The organism is Nonomuraea sp. NPDC049269 (assembly GCF_043197155.1).
Taxonomy (GTDB): domain Bacteria; phylum Actinomycetota; class Actinomycetes; order Streptosporangiales; family Streptosporangiaceae; genus Nonomuraea.
The window spans coordinates 60,017-85,435 of record NZ_JBICSO010000011.1 but is presented as its reverse complement, the minus strand read 5'-3'; the positions used below and the strand labels follow the sequence as shown (position 1 = coordinate 85,435).

The window sequence follows — 25,419 nt, the reverse complement described above, 5'->3', positions numbered from 1 at the left end:
CTGGTCAGCGGCCGTCCATGGCGTCAATGACACGACTATTGCAGATTACGCCAACGGGGCAGGAGCCACGGGTGTCTCCTTGAGCGGGGAGTAGAGCGCCGACCAGGGGTTGTACAGGCCGGTGGGGACGAGGTAGCAGGCCATCACGACCTGCATCAGCACCATGAAGACGCCGTACTGCAGGCCGCCCAGGCCGGGGACGACGTCGGGCGGCAGGGTGTAGGCCATGGTCACGCGGACGGCGGCGTCGGCCAGCAGCCCGATGCCCCAGATGACCGTCGCCACCCGCCAGATCCTGCGGAAGGCGGGCAGCCGGTCCCACAGGACGTCCCACGACTGGCGGCGCGAGCCGCCGCCGTCCAGGGGGCCGACACGTCCTTCCAGGAAGAAGCGGGTGAAGGCGAACACCAGCGGCTGCCGGCCTCTGACACTGGCCAGGAACCACAGGCCCGAGATGGCGGTGACCCAGCCGTCCTTGGCCAGCAGGAAGCGGGCGTCGTGGACGAGCAGGGAGATCGCCGCGCTGCCCACCATCATGGCCGTCATGAACAGGCTGAGCCCGTCGGGCTTGCGAAGGCGTACCAGGTTGGCGACGACGCTCAGGCCCGGCAGCAGGGAGCTGATCAGCAGCGCGTGGTGATAGCTCACGTCGGCCGCGCGCATCACGTAGTAGAGGCCGATGGGCAGGACCAGGTCGATGAGCACGAGCAGCAGTGCCTTGCTCCGTGAGCTCATGACCTGGCCCGGGTCGCCAGGCGGAAGAGCTCGACCAGCTCTTCCGTGTAGACGTCGAGGTCGGCGGTGGGGTCGCCCTCCAGGAGGAACGGCAGGCCGTCCAGGGCCCGCTGGATGGCCATCGCCACCACGCGGGTGTTGAACCTGCGGAATTCGCCGGACTCCTGCCCCCAGGACAGCAGCCGCTCGATGTGCTGGAGCGAGGCCGGGTCGATGGCCGCCTCCTGCGCGGTGGTCCCCTTCTCCGGCCGGTAGTTCAGGAAGACCTCGGTGGCCGCGCGCATCTCGCGGCGGTGGTCCCTGATGAACTCGATCAGCGAGCGGATGTAGGTGTCGAGCGCGGCGCCGGGGCTGGTCTGGGCGCCGACCCGCTCGGCCATGAACGTCCCGATCTCCGTGTAGATCGTGGTGATCGTCTGGCCGATCAGGTCGTCCTTGCCGTCGAAGTGGTAGGAGATCAGCCGCGTGCTGCTGAGCCCGGCTTTCTCGGCGATGCGGGCGAAGGTCGCCTGGTGGTAGCCCAGGTCGGCGATCGTCTCGATGGTGGCCGCCACGATCTGCGCCCGCCGGGCGGAGGTCGTGACGGAGTCTTCCTTCCTTACTTGCACAAGTAATTTTTAACTTAGCCGAGTAAATCTGGCAAGTCCTCAGCCGCCGATGGTGTCGAGTTCGGCGAGCGCGTCGGCCGGCAGGGCCAGGCTCGCCGCGGCGATGTTCTCGCGGAGGTGGGCCAGGGACGAGGTCCCGGGGATGAGCACGGTCGTGGCCGAGCGCTGGAGCAGCCAAGCCAGGGCGACCTGCTGCGGGGAGGCGTCCAGGCGGGCGGCCACGTTCGTGAGCGTCGCGGACTGGAGCGGGGTGAAGCCGCCAAGGGGGAAGAACGCGGCGAAGGCGATGTTCTCGGCCGCGCACCGGTCGACGAGGGCGTCGTCCTGCCGGTTGGCGAGGTTGTAGAGGTTCTGCACCGTGACGACGGGCGCGATGGCCTGCGCCTCGGTGAGCTGGGCCGCGGAGACGGCGCTGAGGCCGAGGTGGCGGATCAGGCCCTCCTTCTGCAGCTCCACCAGGGCGCCGAACGGCTCCGCGAGCGACTCCTCGCCGGTGCCGCCTTCGGCCAGACGCAGGTTGACGACGTCGAGGGCGTCCACGGCGAGGCGCTGGAGGTTCTCATGGACCGCGGCCTTGAGGTCCTCGGGCTCCAGTGCGTGGTTCCAACTGCCGTCCGAGCCGCGGCGGGCGCCGACCTTGGTGACGATGCGGAGGTCCGCCGGGTAGGGGTGCAGGGCCTCCTTGATGAGCTCGTTGACGACGAAGGGCCCGTAGAAGTCGCTGGTGTCGATGTGGGTGATGCCCCGCTCGACGGCCTCGCGCAGCACCGCGAGGGCCTGGTCGCGATCCTTGGGCGGCCCGAAGACCCCTGGCCCGGCCAGCTGCATGGCGCCGAAGCCCATGCGGGTGATGGTGAGGTCGTCCGCGAGCGTGAGGGTCCCGCCGGGAAGGTTCTCCGACATATCCGTACCTTTCCTCTGAACTGCATCTCCAACGGTGCGGTTGCTGTTTCGAGACTAGCGCCGGAAAAATCCAACCGCAACGTTGGATTTGGTTTGACGATAGAGTGTCGCCATGGCGTGGGACACCGAGGGGACGCGGCGGCGGCTCAAGGAAGCGGCGACCGTCGAGTTCGCCGAGCGCGGGCCGGACGGCACGACCATGGCCCGCATCGCCGAGCGGGCCGGGATCAACAAGGAGCGCCTGTACAAGTACTTCGGCGACAAGCAGGCGCTGTTCGAGACCGTGCTCGCCGACGAGCTCCAGAAGCTCGCCGCCTCGGTGCCGCCGCCCGAGGACGGCTTCGCGAACATCGGCGAGTTCGCCGGCCGCACCTACGACTACCACGCGGCGCATCCCCATCTGGTCCGCCTGCTGCTGTGGGAAGGGCTGGCCGGGGGTCCGGTGGCCGACGAGGCGAACCGCGCCGCCCACTACCGGGACAAGACGCGGGCCTACGCGGCCGCCCAGCGCGCCGGCATCCTGGACGACGACGTCGACCCCGATCACCTGGCGTTCATGATCATCGGACTGTCCGCCTGGTGGTTCTCCGTGCCCCATCTCGCCGGCATGCTCACCGGCGCCGATGACCAGACAGAGCACGCCCGGCGCCGCGCCAGTGTGGTGCGCGCGGCCCAGCGACTCGCTCGGCCGCGAGGCTAGAAATTCGTTGGACAGGCGGTGGCCCCGAGCTGTGGGATGAGGCGTCGTTGCCCATGGCAAGGAGAGTGCGTGTCAGCCGACGACGTATCCATCGATGAGACCCTGGTGCGCCGGTTGCTGGCGGCGCAGTTCCCGCAGTGGGCGGAGCTGCCCCTTTCGCCCGTCCCGGTGTCCGGCATGGACAACGCGACGTACCGGCTGGGCGAGGACCTGTCCGTACGCCTGCCCCGCTATCCCCGATGGGTCGGACAGGTCGAACGCGAGCACCACTGGCTCCCGAGGCTCGCCCCGCACCTGCCGCTGCCGGTCTCCGAGCCGCTCGCCATGGGCACGCCCGGGGAGGGTTACCCGTTTCCCTGGTCGGTCTACCGGTGGCTGCCCGGCGAGACCGCGACCATCGAGGGGCTCGCCGATCCCGTCGGAACGGCCAAGGAGCTGGCCGAGTTCATCGTGGCGCTGCGGAAGATCGATGCCACCGGCGGGCCGGGGCCCCAGTGGAGCAACGCGTTCCGGGGCGTGCCCATGGGTGACGAGCGCGACTCCGTGGCCGTCGAGGCCCGCGTACGTCCCAAGATCGCGGCGTTGCGGGGAATGATCGACGTCGGCGCGGTGACGGCCGTGTGGGAGGCCGCGCTGGCGGCGCCCGCGTGGGACGGTCCGCCGGTGTGGGTCCACGGTGACCTCGCGCAGGGGAACCTGCTGGTCGTGGACGGCCGGTTGAGCGCCGTGATCGACTTCGGGACGCTGGCCGTGGGTGACCCGGCGTGCGATCTCATGCCCGCGTGGACGTTCCTGCCGGCCGAGGCGCGGGGCGCGTTCCGCGCGACCCTCGACGTCGACGACGCCACCTGGGCGCGGGGCCGTGGCTGGGGGCTGGCGTCGTCCCTGCCCGTCCCCGACGACCCCTACTTCGACGTCCCGGGCCGCCGGGAGGCCGCCCTGCGCCAGCTCGACGAGCTCATCGCCGATCTCGGGTAGTGACCTAGGTGTCGACCTCCAGGGACACGGCGGGGTCGGCGAAGCGTTCGTTCGGCACCTGGGCGTACCAGCCGGGCCGTCCCGGGTCCCGGTCGTAGGGGTATCCGCCCAGTTCGCGGTAGAGCTCGGCGTATTGGGCGACCCGGTCCTTGTCGAGCCGGACGCCCAGCCCCGGGCCCGTCGGCACCGCGATGGCTCCGTCGGCGTAGGCCAGCTTGCCGCCTTCGATCACGTCGTCGCGGAGCTGGTGGTAGTGGGCGTCGGCCGCGTACGTCAGGTTGGGCAGGACCGCGCCGAGATGCAGCATGGTCGCCAGCTGGATGCCCAGCTCGCCGGAGGAGTGGACCGCGACCCCGAGCTGGAAGGTCTCGCACACCCCGGCCGCCTTGACGCACGGCCGGATCCCGCCCCAGAACGTGGTGTCGAGCAGCACCACGTCGGCGGCCCGGCGCAGCACGTTGGAGGCGAGCTGCTCGAAGTTGACGACCACGGTGTTGGTCGCCAGCGGCACCCGGACCTGCTCGCGGATGACCCTGAGCCCTTCGAGCCCCCAGACCGGGTCCTCCAGGTATTCGTTGTTCAGCTCTTCGATGGCCCGCCCGAACCGCAGTCCCTCGGCCACCGACAGCACCGCGTTGGGGTCGTAGCGGAGCCGGTCATCGGGGAAGGCCGCCGCGAGCGCCCGGTAGCACTCCAGCTCGAAGTCGGGCGGGAACACCCCGCCCTTGAGCTTGTGCACGGTGAACCCGTGCGCCGCCTTCAGCTGCCTGGTGTGCTCGACGAGCTGGTCGGGTGTGCGCACCTCGGCGTAGCCCTCCGCCGCGTACCGGTAGAACAGGTACGAGGCGAACGGCACGGAGTCGCGCAGCCGCCCGCCGAGCAGGTCACTGGCGGGGACGCCGAGCTGCTGCCCGATCAGGTCGATGCAGGCGAACTCGATGGCCGCCAGGAGCTGGGTGCGGTTGTTGTAGAGCGACGCGGTCGGATTTGCGATCTTGAACCGCAGCGCCTCCAACTGGAACGGGTCGTGGCCCCTCAGGTACGGCAGGAGCGCGCTGAACGCCGCCTCGGCGCTCTCCCCGCCCCCGCCCATCTCCCCCAGGCCGACCAGCCCGTTGTCGGCCTCGACCTCGACGATCGTGCGGACGAACCGGCCCCAGTGGGCGCCGTTGCTGTGCCGGAGCGGCGCCTCCAGCGGAACGGCGACCGTGGTGGCCCGAATGTCAACGATCTTCACTCGCACGTCCCCCAAATAGCGGCCACACCGCACGCGGGCAGCCGTACCTTGACCGAATCCGCCGAGACCACCAATGATCGCAGTTCTCGCTCCAAACCGGCACTCACCGATGCCTGGCGGAGCCCTGGCAGCCGGACCGTAACCTCGACCGGCTCGGCGGCGAGCGACTGCAGCCGGACCACGAGCTCGTTGTCACCCTTCTGCCCGAGCGAGGTGACCAGCACGTCGGGGTGGTCGACCGAGACGAACGACTTGACCGCGTCGGGCGAGCTGGTGAGCAAGGCGCCGACGAACTGGTCGGTCAGCCCGGCGGCCGCCCGCGTGCCCAGTCGCCTGCCCTCGATCCCCGGGGACGACATGATCGAGTAGCGGAACGTGGTCTCCCCCTGCTGCTGGGAGGGGAAGTTCGTGTCCCAGATGTTGTTCAACGCCCAGGAGTAGACCGTGCCCGGCTCCTCGTCCAGCGTCGGCGGGAACGGCGCGTACGGCATGTGGATGGTGCCGAGCTGCACCAGCGGCGCCTCCAGCGTGGCCCAGGCGACGGTCAGCTCGGGGTCCTCGAAGGCGATCCAGTGCCTGATCGGCAGCATGTACTCGGCCGAGCCCGGCACCCGCGGCACGTCCGGTCCGCCGACGCCGCCGGTCAGCTCCCAGGCCGTCGCGGGGCCCGAGGCGAACGGGAAGGCCAGGAAGACGGCCTCCTTGGCGGGCGTGCCCTGCTTGGCGAGCTGGTAGGTCAGGTCGAGGCGGGGGACGCCGTTGTGCAGCTCGATCGTGGTACGCAGCCAGTCGACGCCCTTGCCCTGCAGCTCGACGACCAGCTTCTCGCCTACGGCGGTCCGCTGCGCCTTGACGATCGTGGCGTTCCTGCCGATCGCCCGGTCACCTAGCAGCGTGCGGTCGTGCGCCCCGACATGCCCGGACAGGTGGTTGAAGTGCGGGGCGGTGGCATATTGATCATAAACGTACTGACCGAAACCGGCCGCGGCGCCGTCGTTGACCAGCTCCCGCCCGGCCGCCTTGTCGAAGATCGAGCGGATCACGCCTTCGCGGACGTCGTAGGTGACCCGGTAGAACTCGTTCTCGATCACCCCGCCCAGGTCGGGCTCGACCGGCTCGGGCGCCTGGCTCGCGCCCCTGACGACGTCGATCCGCGCGTACCCGTAGCCGGGGACCTCCGGCACCACGGCGTGCAGGTGCCGCCCGATCGGCCTGGTCGGCCAGTCGACCGGGTCCACGAACTCCTCGTGGTGCGGGATCGTCTCGCCCGTGCGCGCGTCGACGAGGGCGATCGGCACGTCCGTCCTGACCACGTCCCGGGGAAGGAACGCGCGTACGACGTCGGTCCTGCTCTCCGTCCCGGGGTTGAAGACCGCGAAGGACGCGAGCGCCGACGGGTCGGCGACCCCGCGGTCGGAGAGCGCGGCGCCGAACCGGCGGGCGGCGGCGTGCAGCAGGTCGGCCGCGTCGTCCTGGGCGTCGTAGGCGCCCGACGACTTGCGGGTCCACTGCAGCCCGCCCGAGTCGCCCGCCTCCTCCGCGTCCTGCCAGGGGTTGGCCGCGCCCCAGGTGTGCTCGTTGAACAGCGCCACCTTGTCGTAGGCCTCGTCGATCTGCTCCGTCGCGTCGGCGCCGGCGATCGTGTGCAGCGTCTCGGCGACGCGCAGCGCCGACTGCGCCCGGCGTACGTAACCGAGGGGACGCGCGCCGGAGCCGAGCCCGTCGGCCCACCAGTCGGTCCAGTCGCCCTCGTGCACGGCCAGGCGGTCGTGGTAGCGCTCTTCGACGTGCTCGAAGAAGTCACTGTTGACCGCGGACCGCAGCCGGGGGAAGGCCCACTGCTCGTTCCACCGGCGCGCGATGGCGGCGGGCACGATCGACGGTCCGGCGTTGTCGGCGTGCGCGCCCTGGACCCGCAGGTGCAGGACGTCCAGCTCGTACGGCTCGCGCGGCGCGTCCGGGCCCTGCCAGCCGAACGTGCCGGGACCGTAGGGGTAGCCGCGCGAGGCCAGCGCCGACAGGTAGCGCGGCAGCAGGTCGTCGGCCAGCTCGTAGGAGTCGGTGAGCCCGACCGTGTTGCCCTCCATGTACGCCATGCCGTGGGGGGTGTCGGTGAACCAGACGATCACCTCCTGGCCGCTCGGCGCCCGCCACCGGAACGGCCGGGTCAGCTTGTCGCCTCCGTGCAGGTACGGCACGGACCGCCCGGCCCAGTTGTGCGCCGCGGCGAGGTAGCGCACCCCGGCGGCGTTCAGCGCGTCGATCACGCCGACGACCGCGCCCGGCACGTCGGTGTGCATGGCCGACTTGGTGGCGAAGCCGTACTTCTCCTGGAGCTGGGTGGTGAAGCGGAGCTGCCGGTAGAGCTCCTCGGTCGAGCAGGCTTCGGTGTGCAGCTGGAACGGCAGCGCGGTCACCTCGATGACGCCGGCGCGGGCCAGCGCGGCGAACCGTTCGACCTGGTCGGCCGGCCGGGCGTCGAGCCACTTCAGCGCTGGCATCGAGGACTCGACCGTCCACCTGAACTTGGCGTCGTCCGGCCAGGAGGCGGTCTCCTCGGCCAGCCGGAGCGCCGCGTCGAGGTAGTCGAGGTGGTGGCGGAGCACCGTACCCTGCGGGTCGGTGTAGCCGATGTCGAGGTGCGAGTGATGGACGACGAACACACTCCACTTGCGCTGCGGGGTGATCGTGATCTCCGTGGAGCCGACGAGCCCGGCGTCGTCGCGCGACTCCAGGGTCAGCACGCGGGGCGCGGTCACCTCGGGCACGAGCAGCGTGACATCGGTGCCGGAGGCACTGTCCTCGCCCACCAGCACGTGCGTCAGCGGCACCGTGCTCGACACCCGGACCGCCTGCCGGCCGTCATGGGTGAACAGCGGCAGCACCGCGACCCGCACCTCCGCGCCGCGCACGCCGATCACCGGTGTCGAGGTGTCGTTGCGCAGCGCCTGCCTGATCCCGTCATAGTCGGGCGAGCCGAGGCTCCGCTGCAGCAACCGGCTGGTCATCAGACACTCCCTAGAGACAGGCCACGGGCGAACAGCCGCTGGGTGGCGAGGAACAGCAGGACCGTCGGCAGCGAGACCACGAGCCCCGCCGCGAGGCCCACGGGCACCGGGGTGCCCGCGTAGACGTCGGTCATCAGCCCGGCCAGCGCGGTCATCACCGGCCGTACGTCCTCGGTCTGCGTGAGCGTCAGGCCGAAGATCAGGTCGTTCCAGATGAAGGTGAACTCAAGGATGAACACGGCCGCCAGCGCGCTGACCGACAGCGGCAGGTAGATGCGCCAGAAGATCCGCCAGGTGGTGGCCCCGTCCATGCGGGCCGCCTCGAAGATCGAGAACGCCACTCCACTGTAGAAGTTCCGCAGCACGAAAGCCGCCAACGGCACGTTGATCGCCGTGTAGACCAGGAGCAGGCCGCCCCTGGTGTCGTACAGGCCGAGATCGCTGTAGCCCACGAACAGCGGCACGAGCAGCATCTGCGACGGGAAGATCGTGCCGCCGAAGATGAGCAGGAACCACCAGAAGCCGTGTCGCAGCCGGAGCACCACGATGGTGTACCCGGCCAGCGCCCCGATGAGCACGCCGAGCATGGGCGAGACGATGCTGTAGAGCGCGGTGCTGGCCAGGCTGTCGGACAGGTTCGCGCTGTCCAGGGCCCGGGCGAAGTTGTCGAACAGCGCGAAGCTGCCGGACGGCTGCCACGCCTTCGCCGGGTCGTACGACGCCGCGGGCCGCGCGGCGTTGACGAGCAGCAGGTACGTCGGTCCCAGCCAGATCAGGCCGAGCACGATCAGTACGGCACGCCGGATCATCGCACCTGCCTCCTGAGGTAGAGGTAGGACGCCAGCCCCGTGACCACGGTGAGCACGACCGCCACCGAGGCGCCGTAACCGTACTGGCTGGCCACGAACGTGTCCTTGTACATGGTCACCGCGAGCGTCTCGGAGTTGCGTCCGGGGCCACCCTGGGTCAGTACCCAGACGATGTCGAACGTCTTCAGGCTCGCCACCAGCGCCAGCCCCACCACGACCGCGGTGAGCGGCGCCATCAGCGGCCAGATGACGTGCCGGAACAGCTGCCACCCCGAGGCCCCGTCGATCCGGGCGGCCTCGATCGGCGCCTTGGGGATGGACTGCAGCCCGACCACGAACAGCAGCGTGTTGACGCCGAGCTGCTGCCAGGTCCAGACCAGCAGCATGGCGATCGTGTTGTGCGGCGCCTTCTGCAGGAACGCGGTGTCGACGCCGAGCAGCAGGTTCGCGATGCCGTCGTGCGACAGGATCGGGCTCCACACCATGGCCAGCCCGGCGCCGCTGAGCGCGTAGGGCAGCATGAACGGCACCCGGTACCAGACGCCGCCCTTGATGTCGTACGACAGCACCGCCACCAGCAGGCCGAGCCCGACCGGCAGCGCCATCGTGCCTACCACCCAGAGCAGCGTGTTGCCCAGCGAGGAGATCAGCGCCGGGTCCTGGAGCAGCTTGCCGAAGTTACGCAGGCCGACCCACTCGGGTGGCGCGAGCCCGTCATAGTTGGTGAAGCTCAGGTACGCCGTCCAGATGAACGGCACGTAGAGCAACCCGGCGACAAGCAGGGCAGCAGGAGCGACATAGCCGTGCCTGAAACGGCCGAGCATAGGTGCGCGCATCACTGATGCGTACTCCAGTAGTCGTCGGCCGCCTTCTGGATGGTGCCGAGCACTTCCTTGTAGGTGCCGGGCTCGGTCACGAACTTGCTGAACCCGTCGAGCGCGGCCGTCAGAATGGGTGGCGGCGTGGCCTCGAAGTAGCGGTTGACCAGGCGGTACTTGCCGCTGCCCGCGTCCTTGGTGACCTGGCCGAGCGCCTCGTCCTTGATCGTCACCTTGGGGTTGGCGCTGACGTCGCCGCGGGTCGTGGCCCACTTGTCCTGGGCCGGCTGCGTGGTCCACCACTTGAGGTACTTCTGGCTGGCGTCGGGGTCGGCCGCCTTGGTCAGCGAGCAGAGCGGGCCGCTCTCGAAGATCATCGAGGTCTTGGGCAGGGAGGCGTTCACGTTCGGGATCGCGAAGAAGCCGTAGTCGGTGCCGGCCTTCAGGTCGCGCTGGGTCATGCTGGTGTTGAACCAGGTGCCGAAGGAGACCATCGCCGCCTTGCCGTTCTTCAGCACATCCCCCGGGTCGGTCTTGTCACCGGGATTGATGAAATATCCGGCGTCGATGAGCTGCTTCCACTTCTCCATCACCTGGACCACGCCGGGGTCGGTGTACTTGGCCTTGCCCGTGGAGAGGCGGTCGTACAGGTCGGGGTCCATGCCGGCCATGAGCTGCTCGAACCAGACGAAGGAGAACAGCACACTGGTGTGGTAGAAGGCCTTGACGTCGTTCTTCTTCAGGGTCTCGGCCACCTTGACCAGCTCGTCCCACGTGGTGGGCGGCTGCAGGCCGTACTTGTCGAAGATCTTCTTGTTGTAGAACATGCCCCAGTAGGCGACGTTCATCGGCACGCAGTACTGCTTGCCGCCGACCGTGTAATAGGGCGCCAGGTCCTGCGACAGGTCGCCGGCCTTGATCGCCTCCTGCCAGATGGAGGTGGTGTCGGCCACCTGCTTCTGCTTGACGATCTCTTCCAGCATCCCCCCGGTCTGCCAGGTGAACAGGTCCGGTTTGACGTTCGTACGGAACGACGCCTTGATGAACGCCTGGTACTGGGCCGAATCGGTGTAGCCGACCGGCTTCATGCCTAAGCTGATCTGCTGCTTCGACAGAGCGCCCATCTCGTCGAAGTACTTGCTCCACGCGCCCTTGTCGTTGTACAGCGACAGTTCGGACTTCTTCTGCGGCGCTTGGGTATTGCCGCCACAGGCGGCGAGAAAGAGGGCTGCCACGCCGAGCGTGGCAACGCGTGACCGGATCATGCCCCGGCCTCCTTGTTTCACTTGGGGGGGTGTTGCAGCCTCTGCTCTATTACGGTCTTGACGTCCACCAGGTGAGCGCGCATGCGTTCCTCGGCCGCCGCGGCGTCGCGCGCCTCGATGGCCTCCAGGATCGCCAGGTGCTCGTCGTAGTCACGGCGCCGGTCGTCGAAGATCTGCAGTATTTCCCGCTGCTCGGGACCGTGGACGGTCAGCAGCGAGTCGACCACCTCGTGCAGCACGCGGTTGCCGGCCAGCCGGGCGGTCGCCCGGTGGAAGGTCATGTTGGCGTCGTGCAGCTCGGCGTCCTGGCCGCGCAGATGCCTGGCGGCGTCCACGAGCACCCGCTGGAGCGCGGCCAGTTCCTCGCCGGTCGCGCGCCCCGCGGCCAGTGCGGCCAGCGGCGGCTCGATGACGATGCGCGCGCCGAGGAGCTCAAGGAGCTGGGCGCCGCGCATCTCCCGCATGTTCGGGTTCGGGAGCACGAGCCGCTCGATGTCGGCGCCGACATAGATGCCGGAGCCGTGCCGCATCTCGATGGCCCCGGTGGCCTCGAGCCTGCGCAGCGCTTCACGCAGCGTCGGGGTGGTGACGGCGAAACGCTGGGAGAGCTCCCGGGTCGAGGGCAGCCTGTCGCCCGGCCGGTGCCCACCTGTACGGATGAGCTCCAGCATGCGCTCGGTCAGAGCGTCGGAAAGGCTGGGCCGCGTTACCTCGGACATATCAAGTCATCTAATCACTTGTTGCGACTGCCGTCCATCGTCTGATGAGGAGAGTATTTTTCCGGCCATGAAGCGGATTCTGGCGTGGGTCACGTCGATCATCCTGGTGCTGGCCGTGGCCGGCGTCGGTGGTGCCGGGTGGTACTACTCCGGGCTGGTGATCGACCCGTCCAGAGGCGATTCGTACCCCTTGGAGGTGACCGCGGTCGCGGCCGGCCGGGTCACGCTGAAGGGCGGCGGCGATCTGGCCGCCCCTGGAACCTACGGCCTGACCTGGCCCGAAGGCAACGCCACGGTGGGCGAGGTGGTCGCGACCGGCGCCGGCACCGTCACGCGCGAGCTGCGCGAGGTTCGGAAGGGCGACCTGCGTCCCGGGGTCCACGTCTATTTCGACCGCTGGATGTGGGGCCACGAGGACCCGCGTACCGCGCTCGGCCTGCCGTACCAGAAGGTGAGCGTCCGCAGCGAGCTGGGCGACTTCCCCGCCTGGCGCACCGAGGGCGGCTCGAAGACCTGGGTGATCACCGTGCACGGCCGCAACGCCACCGCCTCGGAGTCGCTGCGCTACGTGCCCGTCTTCCACAAGCTGGGGATGCCGGTGCTGGGCATCAGCTACCGCAACGACCCGGGCGCGCCGGCCGCCGCCGACGGCAAGTTCCACCTCGGCGCCACCGAGTGGAAGGAGGTGGCCGCCGCCATCACCTACGCGCGCGGCCAGGGCGCCACGGGCGTGCTGCTGTACGGCTTCTCGATGGGCGGCGGCATCGTCCCCATGGCCGCGCGGAACCTGCCCGGCGAGCCGATCAAGGGGATGATCCTGGACAGCCCGGTGATGGACTGGAACGGCCCCATCGACCTGGGCGCCGAGCAGCGGGGCGTGCCGCTCTGGCTGGCCTCCGTCGGCAAGTTCGTGGTCGAGCGCCGCACCGGCATCTCCCTGGACGATCTCGATCAGGTACGTCACGCGGCCGCGTTCAAGGTGCCGATCCTGCTGTACGTGGACGACGACGACGCCTCGGTGCCGATCGGGCCCTCGCTGGAGTTCGCCGAGCGACGGCCCGACCTGGTGACCCTCGTACGGACCAAGGGCGGCGGCCACGTCGGATCGTGGAACGCCGACCGGGCCCGATACGAGAAGGCACTGCGCGACTTCGCCATGAGGTTCAGCGCTTGAGCAGGTCCAGCATCAGTTTCACCTGACCCCTCCGGGACGACTCCACCTGACCGGCCCACGTCTTGACCTTGGGACTGACGCCGCCGGTCTCCTCGGCGGTGGCCAGCTGCACGGCGTCGTCCTGGTGGGCGATCAGCAGGTTGAGAAAGTCCCGCTCGAAGCTCTTCGACCTCCGCAGAGCGGCGATCTGTTTGCGGTCGGTCTCGGGCATCCCGCCGTGGTGGTCGTGCGCTCCCTTCGCGGCGGTCAGCGGCTGGTCCCACTCATGCAGCCAGCGCAGCATCATCTCCACCTCGTCCTGCTGCGTGCTCGCGATCGCCGCCGCCAGCGTCCGTACCTCCGGCGTGGTCGCCCGCCCGTCGGCCACACCGGCGATCTCGATGCCCTGGCGGTGATGCTGGACCATCATCTGCACGAACATCACGTCCTCGGCGTTGACCGGATCGCCGGCCGGCGGGGAGTTCCCGCAGGCGGCGATCAGCAGCAGGGCGAGGACCGCCATGACGTGCCTCATTGGACGCTCGCCCGGTAGGTGAGCACCAGCCCGAGGTCGGTGAGGGCCGTCTTGTCGCCCTCCAGGACGAGGATCCACGGGTTCCCGCCGACGTTGAGCCCCACGGTACGCAGGAGTTTGCCGTCGTTGAGCGCGAGCCTCCTGTCGCCGTTGAGCAGGAAGCGCACCGAATCGCGCCCGGCCAGTTCGTACCTGGGGAAGATGCCGGTGATCTGGCGCCCGCTCATGCCGGGGAACCGGTCCTGCGTGAACGACAGGACGAGCTGGTCGTCCTCGCTCTCCTGGAACCGCGCCCACTCGTCGGGGAACTCACGCGCCACGTCGAAGTAGCGGGCCGTCGGATACGGCTTGAGCATGCCCTTGACCGCGTTCGCGAAGACGTCCCCGCCCTGGTCCGCGGTGTACTTGACGGTGACGACCACATCGCTCAGGTCGGCCGGCGCCGGGCCGGAGAGCTGCAGCCGCCATCGCGAGATCGCGCCCGTGCCCTCGAACGGCAGGTAGCGCTCGTCGTCCAGGCGTAGCTCGAACAGGCCATTGTTCTCCTTGTACTCCTCGATGTCCGACAGCGCGATCTGCTGGCCGGAGCGCCAGTCCGCGCGCAGCGTGTCCGGCGGCGCGCCCTTCGGATCGAGCAGGAACTTCACCGCCTTCGGGTCGGCTTCCAGGACGGTCTTGCTGTCGAGCTGCGTCAGCGTCGCGTAGACGCCGAGCGGCCCGTCCGCGCCCTGGAACGCCACGGACAGCGTCCGGATCCGGCGCCCGAAGTGGCCGGGGAAGTCCCGGTCGAACAGCGCCTCCGTCAGCGCGAACTCGCAGCGGCCCGCACCCCGCAGGGCCAGCAGGGCGAGCGGGTCCAGGTCCAGCAGCGACACCTTCTTGGTGATCTCCATCCCGCGGCCGTCGGTGTCGGCGTACGCCTTGCCCAGCCGTTCCAGGTCGAAGCCGAGGCTGTCGCCGGCGAGCAGGCCGTTGCGCAGGCTCTCCCAGTACCTCGGCTGGATGTAGCCGCCGTCGCCGTTGGTGACGCCCCGCTCGAACTGGAAGGCCCGTTCGGCGGAGCGCGCCGTCTCGTACGCCAGGTTGTACGTCTGGAAGTACAGCCCGGCCATCCGCCCGGCCATCCAGTGGTAGAGCTGGGCGCCCGCGAACTTGTCCGTCATGAACGCGACGACCGACTCCTGGTTCGCGATCTCCTGTGTCACGACGTCGAGTTCGCGCTTGGCGATCGTCACCTGGAGCTGGGCGGCGGCCACCTGGTGGCCGAGCTGGGTCACGTCGCTCTTGGCCATGGCGAGCTGGAGACCCCACTCCTGCGCCGCGCGCTCCTGCTCCGACCGCACGCCGAGCAGCTCGCCGAGCGTGCTGAAGCCCTCGGCCAGCGTCGAGGAGACGTCCGCCACCTTGTCGAGGGCGTCTCCGACCTGCTGCCGCCCCACTCCGTACCGAAGATGAACGGGCCGAGCAGCGCCTGCGGCGCGCCCAGCGCGATCGCCGCGCCGATCTTCAGGCCGCCCGCGACGAAGTGCGCGTCGGAGCCCCGCTTCATCCGGTCGAGCTGGTCCTTCTGGAGCTGCGAGATCCCGTCGGCGATCAGCTTCTCGTAGTGCTGCACCCGCGCGGTCGCGCCGTCCCTGCTCGCCTCCACCTCGGCCAGGCTCTCCGTGGCGGCGTCGATCTGCGCCTCCTTGACGCCGCGCGTCAGGGCGAGCATCGAGCCCTCCTGCCGGTTCTGCAGCAGGGCGAGCTCCTCCGCGTCGCGCCGTCACGACCTCGACGTCCTCGGCCGAGAGCCCGAGAGACAACCTCGCGACCACGTCGGGATCCGCTTCCGGCGCGAACAGCCGGTAGAACTCGTCCGGCGCGACCTTGAGATGGCGCAGGTACATCGTGAACTGCTCGGCCACCAGCGAGAACGGCAGCCCGAACGGGTGGCGGGCCGCCCGCAGCCGCTCGTACGGCTCGCTCCCGACGACCGTCTCCAGCACCTCGTTGACGATGTCGAGGTAGGGCGACTCGGTGAACGTGTGCTCGGCGTCGAGCGGGATCTTCCCCAGATCAGGACGCCGCGCCAGCAGGCTCGGATCCCGGAAGGCGCCCTCCAGCAGCCGGAGGAGATCTACCAGATAGGCGGCCGGTGAGTAGACCGACCGGGCCTCGTCGCCCTCCCAGAAGTCGAGGTCACCGAAGAGCTGCTGGTAGCTGGGTAATGAACCATCCTTGCGCACTCGTGATCCCCCTAAACGGATCCCCGTGTTCAGCCGACTCATGCTCGCCTAGCTTTGGGGGCAGGACTACTGGCCGCCGAGGTAAGTTTCTTGAACTCGGTTCGGTTTCTGAAATAACCAGGGCGGCGTCGCGGTTGCACGTCTCATGGCTCTTCCGCTCTCCATCCTTGACCTTGCACACATCGGAGAAGGGGAGACGGCGGGCGACAGCTTCCGTGCCAGCGTGACCCTGGCGCAACGTGCGGAGGAGTGGGGCTACCAGCGGATCTGGTACGCGGAGCACCACAACATGCCCTCCATCGCTTCCTCCGCCACCAGTGTCCTCATAGCCCACGTGGCCGCACAGACCCAAACGATCCGCCTCGGGGCCGGCGGCATCATGCTGCCCAACCACGCCCCGCTGACCATCGCCGAACAGTTCGGCACCCTCGAAACCCTGCATCCGGGGCGCATCGACCTCGGCCTCGGCCGGGCGCCGGGCAGCGACCAGCAGACCATGCGCGCCATGCGCCGCAACCCCGCCTCCTCCGACGCCTTCCCTGAGGACGTCCTGGAACTGCAGGGCTACCTGACCGGCCAGTCCCGCATCCCGGGCGTGGACGCGACCCCGGGCAAGGGCACCGACGTGCCGCTCTACATCCTCGGCTCGTCCCTGTTCGGCGCCAAGCTCGCCGCCGCCCTCGGTCTCCCGTACGCCTTCGCCTCCCACTTCGCCCCAGCCGCGCTGGAGGACGCCGTCGCCCTTTACCGGCGCGAGTTCAAACCGTCCAGGCAGTTGGAGCAGCCGTACGTCATCGCCGGGGTCAACGTCATCGCGGCGGACACCACGGACGAGGCGGAGGCGCAGTTCCTGGCCATGAAGCGCACCAGGGTGAGCCGGTTCCTCGGCCGCGGCCAGACGTTCACCGAGGAGGAGGCCGACCTCGTCCTCGCCTCACCCGCCGGTCAGCAACTCCTGCAGATGGCCAAGTACTCCGCCATCGGAACCGCCGACGAGGTGCAGGACTACCTCGACCGCTTCGCCAAGCAGGCCCAGGCCGACGAGCTGATCGTCGTCTCCGCGGCCCCCGACCGGAGAGCCTGGCTACGCTCCATCGAATTGCTGGCCCCGGGAACATCCGGCGCCTGACGGCGGTTACATCATTCGTGGCCGGTGTGCCCAGTGTCCCCGGGCCTCACCTATTGCCTTCGCGGAATACCGTCCGGCTGGAGCCGCGTTGCGCCTTTCGCCGAGAGGCGACACGCACACCGGTACGCACTCGTCAACCGAAGGCCCCGCCAGATCTCTGGCGGGGCCTTCGGTCTGACCGGCGACACCTCATCCCACCATGACCAGTTCCACCCCGGCGTCCTTCAACGCCACGGCGAGGTCATCGGGCGGCAGGGCTTCGGTGACCAGGACCGATACTCGGTCGAGGCCGCAGATGTGGACGAATGCGCTTCTGCCGAACTTCGACGAGTCGGCCACGATGATGACCCGTGTGCCGGCGTCGATCATCTGGCGGATCATCTGGGCTTCGTGCAGGTTGCTGGTGGACAGTCCGCCGCCGGTCGAGATGCCGCCGACGCCGATCACAGCGGTGTCGGCGCTGATGCCGTCGGTGTCGGCGAACGCCACCGGCCCGATGGTGACGTTGGACGGGATGCGGCAGGTGCCGCCGATGACATAGAGGTCGCGCACGGCTTCCTGCGGGATCTCGGCGGGCAGGCGGAGGTTGTTCGTCACCACGGTGAGGTCGCGCTTGCCGGTGAGGGCCCGGGCCACCGCGAGCGTGGTCGTGCCGCCGTTGACGATCAGGGTCTCGCCGTTGGAGATGAGCTTCGCCGTGGCGATGCCGATGGCCTGCTTGGCCGGGTGGTGCACGGCCGCGCGGCTGTCGAAAGGAGAGTCGGCCGTGGCCAGTTCGTCGGTGTGCATCGCGCCACCGTGGGTGCGGGCGATCAGCTGCCGCTCCGCGAGGTGGTCGAGGTCGCGACGGATGGTGTCCATCGACACGGCGAAGCGTTCTGCCAGCTCGGCGACCGTGGCGTGACCGCGTTCGCGAACGTGCCTCACGAGTTCGGCGCGACGTCTGCCAGGCAGTGCCGTATCCTGCATGATCCGCTCCTGAGGAATGCGGCTAGTTGCGGTTAGTTCCCGGATTTTGCGACATTACCGTTGACCGCATTGTTAAACCAAGCATATTCTCGCAGATATCGGCGAACATGCCTAGCGCAAACAGCAGGCAAACGCAACACGTCGCCCCCCGAACCACTGCGTTCAGGCTCCTGCGCCCGAGGAGAAGCGATGAAATCCAGCAATCCCCGACCTTTCAGTCGGCGCGCCACCCTCAGCCCTGCGGTTACGGTGCCGCTGTTGTCCGCCTGTGGCTCCTCTTCAGGCGGCGGCACCGGCAGCGTCGAGCTGACCTCGTCGCCGCGGCACCGATCGTGGTCGCCGTACCGCTCGTCGTGCTCCTGATGATCTTCCGGCGCCGGATCGGACAAGGCATGACCGCAGGGGCGGTGAGAGGCTGATGACCCGCGACTGGCGCGCCACGTACGAGCAGGTCGCCGCCGCCGTCCTGGACGACGCCCCCGCCGCCCGCCCACTGCTCGCCGGCTTCAACACCTGCGTCGACCACGTCTACCGGCTCGATCCCCCGGCACTCGACCGGCTGACCGAGGCGGCGCGCGCCGACCGCGGGCCGCTCGCCGCCCTCTCGGGCGAGGTGCTGCGCCGCATCCTGGACGGCCGCGACGGCGAGGTGTTCGTACCCGCGCCCGAACTGCGGCCGGCGCTCGACGAACTGCTCGGCCCGCCGGCGGCGCGCCAGGTCGGCGGGACGGGCGCCCAGGCCGCCTGGGTGCTGGCCGTCCTGAACGCGCCCAGCGTGCTCGCCCTCGCCGACCGCAGCGCCGAGCAATTGGCCGTACTGCACCCCGCCATCGGCCTGTGCGACGACGGTACGGTGCGGCCCGTGGCTGGCACGGCTGCCCATGGCGTCCCGGCCAAACCGCCCCACTACATCCTTGAGTACGTGGCAGGCACCCGCTGGCACGCGGGCACCGTACGCCGGTCCAGCCGGATCATCGTCCGGCTCTCCGAAGACGGAATCGAGCGGGACGAGGCGTTCGCCGCGCTCGGCCCCGCGCTGGCCGAGACCGCTGGTGCGGGACTCGTCTCCGGGCTCAACGGCGTGCCCGACGCGGATCACACCGCCCGGACCTGGCTGCGCGACCTGGCCGCGAGCTGGCGGACGGCCGGGCTCCCATGGGTGCATCTCGAGCTCGCCGAGTATCCGCGGCCTGGCGCGCTCGCCGAGGTCAGCGCCGCGTACACCGGGATTGCCCACACCCTCGGGCTCAGCCTCGCCGAGCTGTCGATCATGCGACCGGCCGGCGATCCCGCCGCCGCGGCGCGCGAGCTGGCCGAGCACTACCGGTTCGACCGGGTGTTCGTGCATGCCGACGCCTGGTCGCTGGTCGTGCACAGGGGCGACCCTGAGCCGGCCGCCGGCGCGCTGCGCATCGGCAACCTGCTCGCCGCCTCCCGCGCCCGCCACGGAAGACCCACAGCCGACCTCGGCCTCGACCCGGCCGTGACGTTCACGGACGACCGGCCCGAGGGAAGGCCGCTCGGCGACGGCTGGCACGCCGAGTGCGTGCCGACGCCGTACCTGTCGCGCCCCGCCGCCACGATCGGCCTCGGCGACACATTCGTCGCCGGGGTACTGCTCGCCGGCTGCCTGCCCGCCAACCCTGACGTACCCCCCAAGCCCTATGTCCGCCTATCACCTGGAGACATTCCATGAAACCGCTCATAGATCCTGGCAAGGTCCGTGGCCTGCAGCGCGTCACCAGCGCCGACGGATTCTTCCTGATCTGCGCCCTCGATCACCTGTCCGACTTCGCCGAACTGCTCGCCCCCGACCCGGCGACCGTCACCTTCGCCGATGTCGTCACCGCCAAGGACGCGGTGGTCCGCGCCCTGGCCCCGTCGATCTCGGCCGTACTGCTCGATCCGCTGTACGCCCTCGGCCATCTCGTGGCCTCCGGCGCGGTGCCGGGGAGCGTCGGGCTGATGTCGAGCATCGAGGACGAGGACTATCGGCATCTGGAGGGCCCACGCCGTACCCGGCTGCGCGAGAACTGGAGCGCCACCCGGATCAAGATGGCCGGCGCCGACATGTGCAAGCTGCTGTGGTTCTACCGCCCCGACGGTGATCGAGTCGTCGCCGAGCAGCAGCGGAAGCTCGTGACCGACCTCGCCGCCGAGTGCGCCGAGCTGAGCCTGCCGCTGGTGGTCGAGCCGATCTGGTACCCGCTGCCGGACGAGGACCCGACCACAGCCGAGTGGAAGGCCCACCGGGTGCGCGGCATCATCGCCTCCGCCGCGGCCGCCAACAAACTCGGCGTCGACATGCTCAAGGTGGAGTTCCCCGGCTACGTCGACACGCCGGAAGGACGCGCGCAGGCCGCCGCCGCCTGTGCGGAGCTGGACGGGATGGTGAGCGTGCCGTGGGTGATCCTGTCCGCCGGGGTGGAATATGCGGACTTCAAGACACAAGTCGAGATCGCGTGCCAGGCCGGCGCCGCCGGCTACCTCGCCGGCCGCTCGATCTGGCGCGACGCCGTGTCCACCCACGACGCCGAGGCCCGCGACCAGGCCATCCGGGCGGCCAGGGCACGGCTCGAAGAGCTCAACGCCGTGACGCGCCGGTACGGTCGCTCCTACACGCCGGCCCGGCCGCTCGACGAGGTGGTCAAGGAACTTCCCGCCGAGTGGTACCGAACCTGGCACGCTGACCTGGGAGCACATGCATGACCATCTATCCCCTACCCGCGAACACCCCACGATCGTTCTACCGCGGTGCCGGACGCATCGCCCAGTTCCGCGGGATCCCATCCGCCGATGATCCCTATTATCCGGAGGACTGGGTCGCCTCGACCACCAGCCGGTTCGGGGCGGCGCCCGCGGGACTGACCACGCTGCCCGACGGCCGGTCCCTTGCCAAGGCGATCGCCGACGATCCCGTGTGGTGGCTGGGGGAACGGCACGTCGCGGAGCACGGCGCCGACCCCGCGATCCTGGTGAAGCTGCTGGACGCGGGGGAACGGCTACCGCTGCACGTGCACCCCGATCGGCGCTTCGCCGCCGCCCATCTGGCCTCGCCCTATGGAAAGACCGAGGCATGGGTGGTCGTCTCGGCCGAACCGGAGGCGGCGGTACATCTCGGCTTCGCCCGGGACGTCGAGCCGGACGAACTGTCCCGCTGGGTCGCGGACCAGCGGATCGACCAGATGCTCGACGCCACGAACCGCGTGCAGGTGCGGGCCGGCGACGCCATCGTGTGCCCCGCCGGTCTGCCGCACGCCATCGGGGCCGGGATCCTCCTGGTCGAGGTGCAGGAGCCGACCGACTTCTCCGTACTGCTCGAATGGGAGGGCTTCGCCATTGACGGCCCGGCCAACGGGCACCTGGGACTCGGCTACGACCAGGCGCTCGGCTGTGTCGACAGAAGCGGCTTGGGCGCGGAACGGCTGACCGAGCTACACCGAGCCCGCCCCTCGTCCGGCGACGACCGGCCCGGAGTCCGCCGCCTCTTCCCCCAGCTCGCCGACGAGTTCTTCGCGGCCGAGAGGCTGCGCCCCGATCCCGTCAGCGTGCTGGAACCGGCGTACTCCGTCGTCACAGTCACCTCCGGCGACGGGACCATCACGAGCGAACAGGGCCCGCCGGTCCCGGTCAAGGCCGGAGACACGCTGCTCGTCCCGTACGCGGCCGGATGGTGCACCCTGCGCGGCGAGACTACGGCCGTACGCTGCAAACCATCCCCAACCCTCTAGTCGTTCTTGGTCAGGGTGCCGGTCTTGGCGTCAACCTTGACCCCCTGCCAAGTGCCGTCCGGGGTGGCGACATCGACATCCCAGACGAGGAGATCGTTGTTGTTGTACCTGTCCAGGCTCATATGACTGATCTTGCCGTGCACCGAGGAGGACACCTTCTCCACCGCGTCCTTGAAGGTGAGCTCGGCATCCTTGATGATGCCCATGACCCTGGCCTTCTCCCCCTTGCCAGTGTCTTTGACCCTGGGTCCCGAGACCACCTTCCCTGCCGCGTCTACCTCCAGTAGCCGCTCGGTGCCGTCGGATCCGGCCAGCTGGACCTCCCAGAGCTGGCCGCCGTTCTCCGACTGAACCGAGAGGACCGTGGAGCCCTTGACGGCGTCCATGGCCGCGGCGATCGCCTTCTCGAGACTCGCCATACCGCCGGATCCCTGAGCGGGGTCACCCGATGGCGCCGACGTTGAGGTAAGGCCGACGGCGGCGCCCTCTGCGGGCGCCGCCTTGACGGCACTGGACTGAGTGTCGGCGCTCCCGCAGGCCGCAGCCACGAGCAGAGCAGAGCCGGTGAATATGATGGTCTTTATCCGTCTTCCAGCCTTCATACTGATGACGCTGCCCGGGACTCCATAAAGGCACGCCCGAAAGTCGGGCAACAGGCTCCTGCTTGTGGAAATACGCTGGCAGACCTCGGCAGGTAGCGGCCCCGCCAGGCGGCGTCACCTACACGACTGATCGATGCGCTTGAGCGGCGCGCCTCGATGCTCGCCGCCCCGGACGTTCACCCTCGGGTCGCGAGGCGCATCCCGCGACACTCGCAGATCTCGATGACCATGAACGTCTACCCCCAGATCGCCGGCCCAGAGACCCGCAAGGCCCTCGACCACCAAAATTGTCGGCCCAGCAGGCCATGATCAGTAGCTCACGTGTCCTCTGCGCTCTTGAAGGAGTGCCATGGCTGCTACCGACGACGATGTCGGATGGTGGGTCGTCGGCTATGACGGGTGGACAGACCTCGACCTGATCCGCGCCCGGCTCGCCGCGGGTGCTGACCCCAACTCCGGCGTGCGCATCTTTGAAAAGCCGCTCCACATCGCGGCTGAGCAGGGATCGCCTGAAGTGGTCGCCGAACTGGCCAGGCGCGTCGACGACGTCGACGCCGAACATCGAGGCCGTACCGCGCTCTGGATGGCCGTCTTCGAAGGCCGCGTGGACAACGCCCGAGCTCTCCTCGCCGCTGGAGCGGACCCGTGGCGCCTCATGATGGACGGCTGGTCCCCCGGCCGCCTCAGCCTGGCCGGCCCCACCCCCGACCTCTTCCCCGACCCCTCACCGGAGACCGGCCTGTCCGAGGCCGAGGCCTCCGCCGCGGCGGAGGCCAGACGTCTGATCCCCGCGCTGGGAGACTTCTCTTACGGCGGCCTGAGCCTGGCCTGCGTGGCCGACGTCAGCGCAGCCGAGGCAACAGCGCGCCTGGAAGCCGCACCTGCCGACGACGTGGACATCGACGTTCTTTACGAGGCCTGGTGGAACGTCCCGGACGCCGAGAGGATCGTCGGCATCACGGACGTGCCCGGCGGCTGCGTCATCACCCAACCCTGGGGTCTCACCCCGTCCACGCCCGGCGTCGTCAAGCGCGTCTCACGGGGCACGGTCTGCTACAGCATGTACGCCAATCCCAAAGGCGGCATCTTCGGGCACATCGCCCGACACGGCGTGGTCGTAGCCTGGGAGCCGGACAGCGCCTACATGGTCCCCCCTGACGCCGTGGCCGACAAGATCCTCGCTGCCCACCTCTACCGCAACCACCCTGTAGCGTTCTGCTGCGCCGGTGCGAACCTGCGCCCGGCCGACGCCCGGCCGATCATCGGCCCGGCCGACAGCTGGCTGCGGCTGCCCGAGCGGGACTACTGATCCCAAGACATCGGTGACGGGTGCTGTCGTCGGTCATCCTTTCGTGCGGCATCGCGCGTCGGGAGGCTGGGATTAGTCCCGGTGGGATATGTCCGTTGCCGAGCAGCGGTATCGGGCTGTGCCGGCGGTGCTGCCGGCGGTGTGCAAGAACGCGACACGAAGTTCTGGCCGGGCGGACCGAACCTTTCGACACGTCACCGGAGTCGGTAACGGTCGAGAGGAGTCGCCTTGGATCGCAATGACAGCTTCCGCGAGTTCGTCGCCGGCCATCAGCAGGCGCTGATGCGCACCGCGTACCTGCTCACGGGAGATGCCCACCAGGCCGAGGACCTGCTGCAGAGCGCCCTGCTCAAGGTGCTCCGACGCTGGTCCAGGCTGTCGCGCGTCGAGCACCCCGAGGCGTACGTGCGCAAGGCGCTGCTGAACCAGTACATCTCGTGGCGGCGGCACCGGGTCAGGACCGAGCTGCCGACCGCAGACCCGCCCGACCGGCCGTACTCGAGCGAGGACTCCACCATCGTGCGGCTCGTCATGCGCCGGGCTCTCATGCGATTGCCACCCCGGCAGCGGGCGGTGATCGTTCTGCGCTACTACGAGGACCGGACCGAACGTGAGACAGCTGAGCTGCTGAACTGCTCGATCGGGACGGTGAAGAGCCAGGCCCACTACGCACTGGCCCGTTTACGCGAACTGGCGCCCGAACTGGCGCCGAAACTCGCCGACCTGGAAGCCGAGGAGGCCTACCGATGACCTGGCTACGGAACGTGCTCGTCGACCTGGCCGACGAATCTCCACAGGTGGACCTGGCCGAACGCACGATCGCGACGCGTGATCGCAGGCGGCGTAGCGTGATGTCGTCTCTCGCGGCGGCCATGGTTGTGATCACCGCTCTTGGTGTGACGGCCGCCGTCCGGCTACTGCCGAACGGATCGCAGGAGGCCGCTTCCCAAGGCGACCTGCCGGCGCGCGGAGTGGGGCCGCTGAGCCACGCGTACAAGACCTTCTGCAAGCCGGACCGGGGAAAAGCGCCGTCGGGCTGCCGGGACGGGGGCTGGCGCGTGGTCACGCGGAGCGGGAAGGCCTACTACGTCACCGAGGCGCTGCCCAGCCTCAGCCCTGGGCGTAGCGGACTGCGGGACAGCCCACTGGCGATCAGCCGGGACGGCCGGAAGATCGCCTACTACAGCGCCAAGGAAGGGACCTTCCAGGTCCGCGACCTGGCCTCGGGCCGGCGTACGACGGCCGCCGACAAGGTGCCGAAGAGCTGGCTGGGCAGCATCTCGCACCTGATGCTGTCGGACGACGGCCGGTTCGTGGCTTTCAGCAAGGTCCCGGACTTCAAAGACCCCGCGCTGCTCATCGACATGCGCGACAGAGTCGTCCGCCAGTTGCCGAACCGCTGGGTCCCCATCGGCCTGTCACAGGACGGCGCCACCATCACGCTCGCGGAATACTCGCCCAACTCGCAGCTGCGAACGATCTCGAACCTGTGGCCGTCCTCATCGGCGGGCAACTCCACATCGGTCATCCTGCCGAAGCACTACCACTTCAGCCCGCTCGCCCCCGACGGGAAGACCGTCGCGGTGATCGAGGACCGCAGCACCGCCGAGAAGCCCTGCCGTCATGGCGACCTCGCCCTCATGGACACGTCCACCGGCAAGAAGCGGAAGACGACCGCCATCAGCGGCCTGTCCCCGGACGTCTCCCAGATCTCGCTGCGCACCTGGCTCAGCGCCGACGAGGTAACCGCTCTCACCACGTCCGTGCGGTGCAGACCGGCATCCGAAGTGCCGGACGACGAGCCCGCGGTGGTCGACCCGCCGTCCCTGGCCATGACCGCCTATGCGGTGAACGTAAGGACCGGTAAAGCCAGGAAGCTCGCCACGTACAAGGCGCAGAACTTCTTCGGCATCGTCCTACCTGGCCCCCCCGGGGCGCTCTGACCTCAGGTTTCACATTCGCTTTGGCCGGCTCCGAACGTCC

24 protein-coding genes and 1 pseudogene are annotated in these 25,419 nt (G+C 69.2%); 10 read left to right on the top strand and 15 right to left on the bottom strand.

The window, feature by feature from the left end; translation table 11 throughout:
- Window positions 1-45: 45 nt before the first annotated feature.
- The 3 genes from ACGFNP_RS49755 to ACGFNP_RS49745 are packed head-to-tail and all read right to left on the bottom strand — an operon-like array spanning window position 46 to window position 2,246.
- A complete protein-coding gene (locus ACGFNP_RS49755) occupies window positions 46-735 on the bottom strand; it encodes a VC0807 family protein (protein ID WP_393330273.1) in 690 nt (229 codons plus the stop codon).
- Complete coding sequence (locus ACGFNP_RS49750) at window positions 732-1,343, bottom strand: TetR/AcrR family transcriptional regulator (protein WP_214641992.1); 612 nt, start codon at window positions 1,341-1,343, stop codon at window positions 732-734. The genes ACGFNP_RS49755 and ACGFNP_RS49750 overlap by 4 nt, the downstream gene beginning before the upstream one ends.
- A gap of 39 nt (window positions 1,344-1,382) precedes the next feature.
- Window positions 1,383-2,246, bottom strand: coding sequence for an oxidoreductase (locus ACGFNP_RS49745; protein ID WP_393330270.1), 864 nt, complete (start codon window positions 2,244-2,246; stop codon window positions 1,383-1,385).
- Between the two features lie 112 nt (window positions 2,247-2,358).
- Between ACGFNP_RS49745 and ACGFNP_RS49740 the strand changes: the two genes are divergently transcribed.
- A complete protein-coding gene (locus tag ACGFNP_RS49740) occupies window positions 2,359-2,946 on the top strand; it encodes a TetR family transcriptional regulator (RefSeq protein ID WP_393330267.1) in 588 nt (195 codons plus the stop codon).
- A gap of 69 nt (window positions 2,947-3,015) precedes the next feature.
- Window positions 3,016-3,924: an aminoglycoside phosphotransferase family protein gene (locus tag ACGFNP_RS49735; protein ID WP_358320604.1), complete on the top strand. Its 909-nt coding sequence runs from the start codon at window positions 3,016-3,018 to the stop codon at window positions 3,922-3,924.
- A gap of 4 nt (window positions 3,925-3,928) precedes the next feature.
- Here the strand turns inward: ACGFNP_RS49735 and ACGFNP_RS49730 are convergent, their stop codons facing one another.
- The 6 genes from ACGFNP_RS49730 to ACGFNP_RS49705 are packed head-to-tail and all read right to left on the bottom strand — an operon-like array spanning window position 3,929 to window position 11,780.
- The gene (locus tag ACGFNP_RS49730; RefSeq protein WP_358320607.1) at window positions 3,929-5,161 is read right to left on the bottom strand and encodes an enolase C-terminal domain-like protein; all 1,233 of its coding nucleotides are present in this window, start codon (window positions 5,159-5,161) and stop codon (window positions 3,929-3,931) included.
- Entirely contained in the window at window positions 5,158-8,169 is a 3,012-nt protein-coding gene (locus ACGFNP_RS49725; RefSeq protein WP_393330264.1) for a glycoside hydrolase family 38 C-terminal domain-containing protein, read from the bottom strand. The genes ACGFNP_RS49730 and ACGFNP_RS49725 overlap by 4 nt, the downstream gene beginning before the upstream one ends.
- On the bottom strand, window positions 8,169-8,978 hold the full coding sequence (locus ACGFNP_RS49720; protein WP_358320613.1) for a carbohydrate ABC transporter permease: 810 nt from the start codon (window positions 8,976-8,978) through the stop codon (window positions 8,169-8,171). The genes ACGFNP_RS49725 and ACGFNP_RS49720 overlap by 1 nt, the downstream gene beginning before the upstream one ends.
- Entirely contained in the window at window positions 8,975-9,814 is an 840-nt protein-coding gene (locus ACGFNP_RS49715) for a sugar ABC transporter permease (protein ID WP_358320616.1), read from the bottom strand. Before ACGFNP_RS49715 ends, ACGFNP_RS49720 begins: the two co-directional genes overlap by 4 nt.
- Complete coding sequence (locus ACGFNP_RS49710) at window positions 9,814-11,061, bottom strand: extracellular solute-binding protein (RefSeq protein WP_358320619.1); 1,248 nt, start codon at window positions 11,059-11,061, stop codon at window positions 9,814-9,816. The genes ACGFNP_RS49715 and ACGFNP_RS49710 overlap by 1 nt, the downstream gene beginning before the upstream one ends.
- A gap of 17 nt (window positions 11,062-11,078) precedes the next feature.
- Entirely contained in the window at window positions 11,079-11,780 is a 702-nt protein-coding gene (locus ACGFNP_RS49705) for a FadR/GntR family transcriptional regulator (RefSeq protein WP_219532939.1), read from the bottom strand.
- Window positions 11,781-11,847: 67 nt separating this feature from the next.
- Here ACGFNP_RS49705 and ACGFNP_RS49700 point away from each other — a divergent pair, with 67 nt between their 5' ends.
- Window positions 11,848-12,954 carry a hypothetical protein gene (locus tag ACGFNP_RS49700; protein ID WP_358320622.1) on the top strand — a complete coding sequence of 369 codons (1,107 nt, stop codon included), beginning with the start codon at window positions 11,848-11,850 and terminating at the stop codon, window positions 12,952-12,954.
- Here the strand turns inward: ACGFNP_RS49700 and ACGFNP_RS49695 are convergent.
- The 3 genes and pseudogenes from ACGFNP_RS49695 to ACGFNP_RS49685 form a co-directional block, all read right to left on the bottom strand.
- Window positions 12,944-13,456 (bottom strand): DUF305 domain-containing protein, encoded by a 513-nt coding sequence (locus tag ACGFNP_RS49695; protein ID WP_393330260.1) that lies wholly within the window; start codon window positions 13,454-13,456, stop codon window positions 12,944-12,946. The genes ACGFNP_RS49700 and ACGFNP_RS49695 overlap by 11 nt on opposite strands.
- A gap of 8 nt (window positions 13,457-13,464) precedes the next feature.
- Entirely contained in the window at window positions 13,465-14,871 is a 1,407-nt protein-coding gene (locus tag ACGFNP_RS49690; protein ID WP_393331160.1) for a hypothetical protein, read from the bottom strand.
- 531 nt (window positions 14,872-15,402) lie between these two features.
- Window positions 15,403-15,738 (bottom strand): annotated as a pseudogene (locus tag ACGFNP_RS49685) (Tc toxin subunit A); the annotation flags it as partial.
- 103 nt (window positions 15,739-15,841) lie between these two features.
- Here ACGFNP_RS49685 and ACGFNP_RS49680 point away from each other — a divergent pair.
- Complete coding sequence (locus tag ACGFNP_RS49680; RefSeq protein WP_358320631.1) at window positions 15,842-16,825, top strand: LLM class flavin-dependent oxidoreductase; 984 nt, start codon at window positions 15,842-15,844, stop codon at window positions 16,823-16,825.
- 189 nt (window positions 16,826-17,014) lie between these two features.
- Here ACGFNP_RS49680 and ACGFNP_RS49675 read toward each other — a convergent pair whose 3' ends face one another.
- A complete protein-coding gene (locus ACGFNP_RS49675; RefSeq protein WP_393330257.1) occupies window positions 17,015-17,794 on the bottom strand; it encodes a DeoR/GlpR family DNA-binding transcription regulator in 780 nt (259 codons plus the stop codon).
- Window positions 17,795-17,826: 32 nt separating this feature from the next.
- Entirely contained in the window at window positions 17,827-18,183 is a 357-nt protein-coding gene (locus tag ACGFNP_RS49670; protein ID WP_358320644.1) for a hypothetical protein, read from the bottom strand.
- 29 nt (window positions 18,184-18,212) lie between these two features.
- On the opposite strand from ACGFNP_RS49670, the gene ACGFNP_RS49665 reads away from it, so the two are divergent.
- Genes ACGFNP_RS49665 through ACGFNP_RS49655 form a run of 3 tightly spaced genes read left to right on the top strand, consistent with a single transcriptional unit; the run spans window position 18,213 to window position 21,525 of the window.
- Window positions 18,213-19,490 (top strand): ADP-dependent glucokinase/phosphofructokinase, encoded by a 1,278-nt coding sequence (locus ACGFNP_RS49665; RefSeq protein WP_393330254.1) that lies wholly within the window; start codon window positions 18,213-18,215, stop codon window positions 19,488-19,490.
- Window positions 19,487-20,503, top strand: coding sequence for a tagatose 1,6-diphosphate aldolase (locus tag ACGFNP_RS49660; RefSeq protein ID WP_393330251.1), 1,017 nt, complete (start codon window positions 19,487-19,489; stop codon window positions 20,501-20,503). The genes ACGFNP_RS49665 and ACGFNP_RS49660 overlap by 4 nt, the downstream gene beginning before the upstream one ends.
- Window positions 20,500-21,525, top strand: coding sequence for a class I mannose-6-phosphate isomerase (locus tag ACGFNP_RS49655; RefSeq protein ID WP_393330248.1), 1,026 nt, complete (start codon window positions 20,500-20,502; stop codon window positions 21,523-21,525). Before ACGFNP_RS49660 ends, ACGFNP_RS49655 begins: the two co-directional genes overlap by 4 nt.
- Here ACGFNP_RS49655 and ACGFNP_RS49650 read toward each other — a convergent pair.
- Window positions 21,522-21,944 carry a PepSY domain-containing protein gene (locus ACGFNP_RS49650; protein ID WP_393330246.1) on the bottom strand — a complete coding sequence of 141 codons (423 nt, stop codon included), beginning with the start codon at window positions 21,942-21,944 and terminating at the stop codon, window positions 21,522-21,524. The two genes, ACGFNP_RS49655 and ACGFNP_RS49650, sit on opposite strands and share 4 nt — an antisense overlap.
- A 532-nt stretch (window positions 21,945-22,476) precedes the next feature.
- On the opposite strand from ACGFNP_RS49650, the gene ACGFNP_RS49645 reads away from it, so the two are divergent.
- From ACGFNP_RS49645 to ACGFNP_RS49635, 3 genes are all read left to right on the top strand, one after another.
- Window positions 22,477-23,436, top strand: a complete 960-nt coding sequence (locus ACGFNP_RS49645; RefSeq protein ID WP_393330243.1) for an ankyrin repeat domain-containing protein — start codon at window positions 22,477-22,479, stop codon at window positions 23,434-23,436.
- A 228-nt stretch (window positions 23,437-23,664) separates the two neighbouring features.
- On the top strand, window positions 23,665-24,186 hold the full coding sequence (locus tag ACGFNP_RS49640) for a SigE family RNA polymerase sigma factor (RefSeq protein ID WP_358320662.1): 522 nt from the start codon (window positions 23,665-23,667) through the stop codon (window positions 24,184-24,186).
- Window positions 24,183-25,379, top strand: coding sequence for a hypothetical protein (locus ACGFNP_RS49635; protein WP_393330240.1), 1,197 nt, complete (start codon window positions 24,183-24,185; stop codon window positions 25,377-25,379). Before ACGFNP_RS49640 ends, ACGFNP_RS49635 begins: the two co-directional genes overlap by 4 nt.
- Window positions 25,380-25,419: the final 40 nt, after the last annotated feature.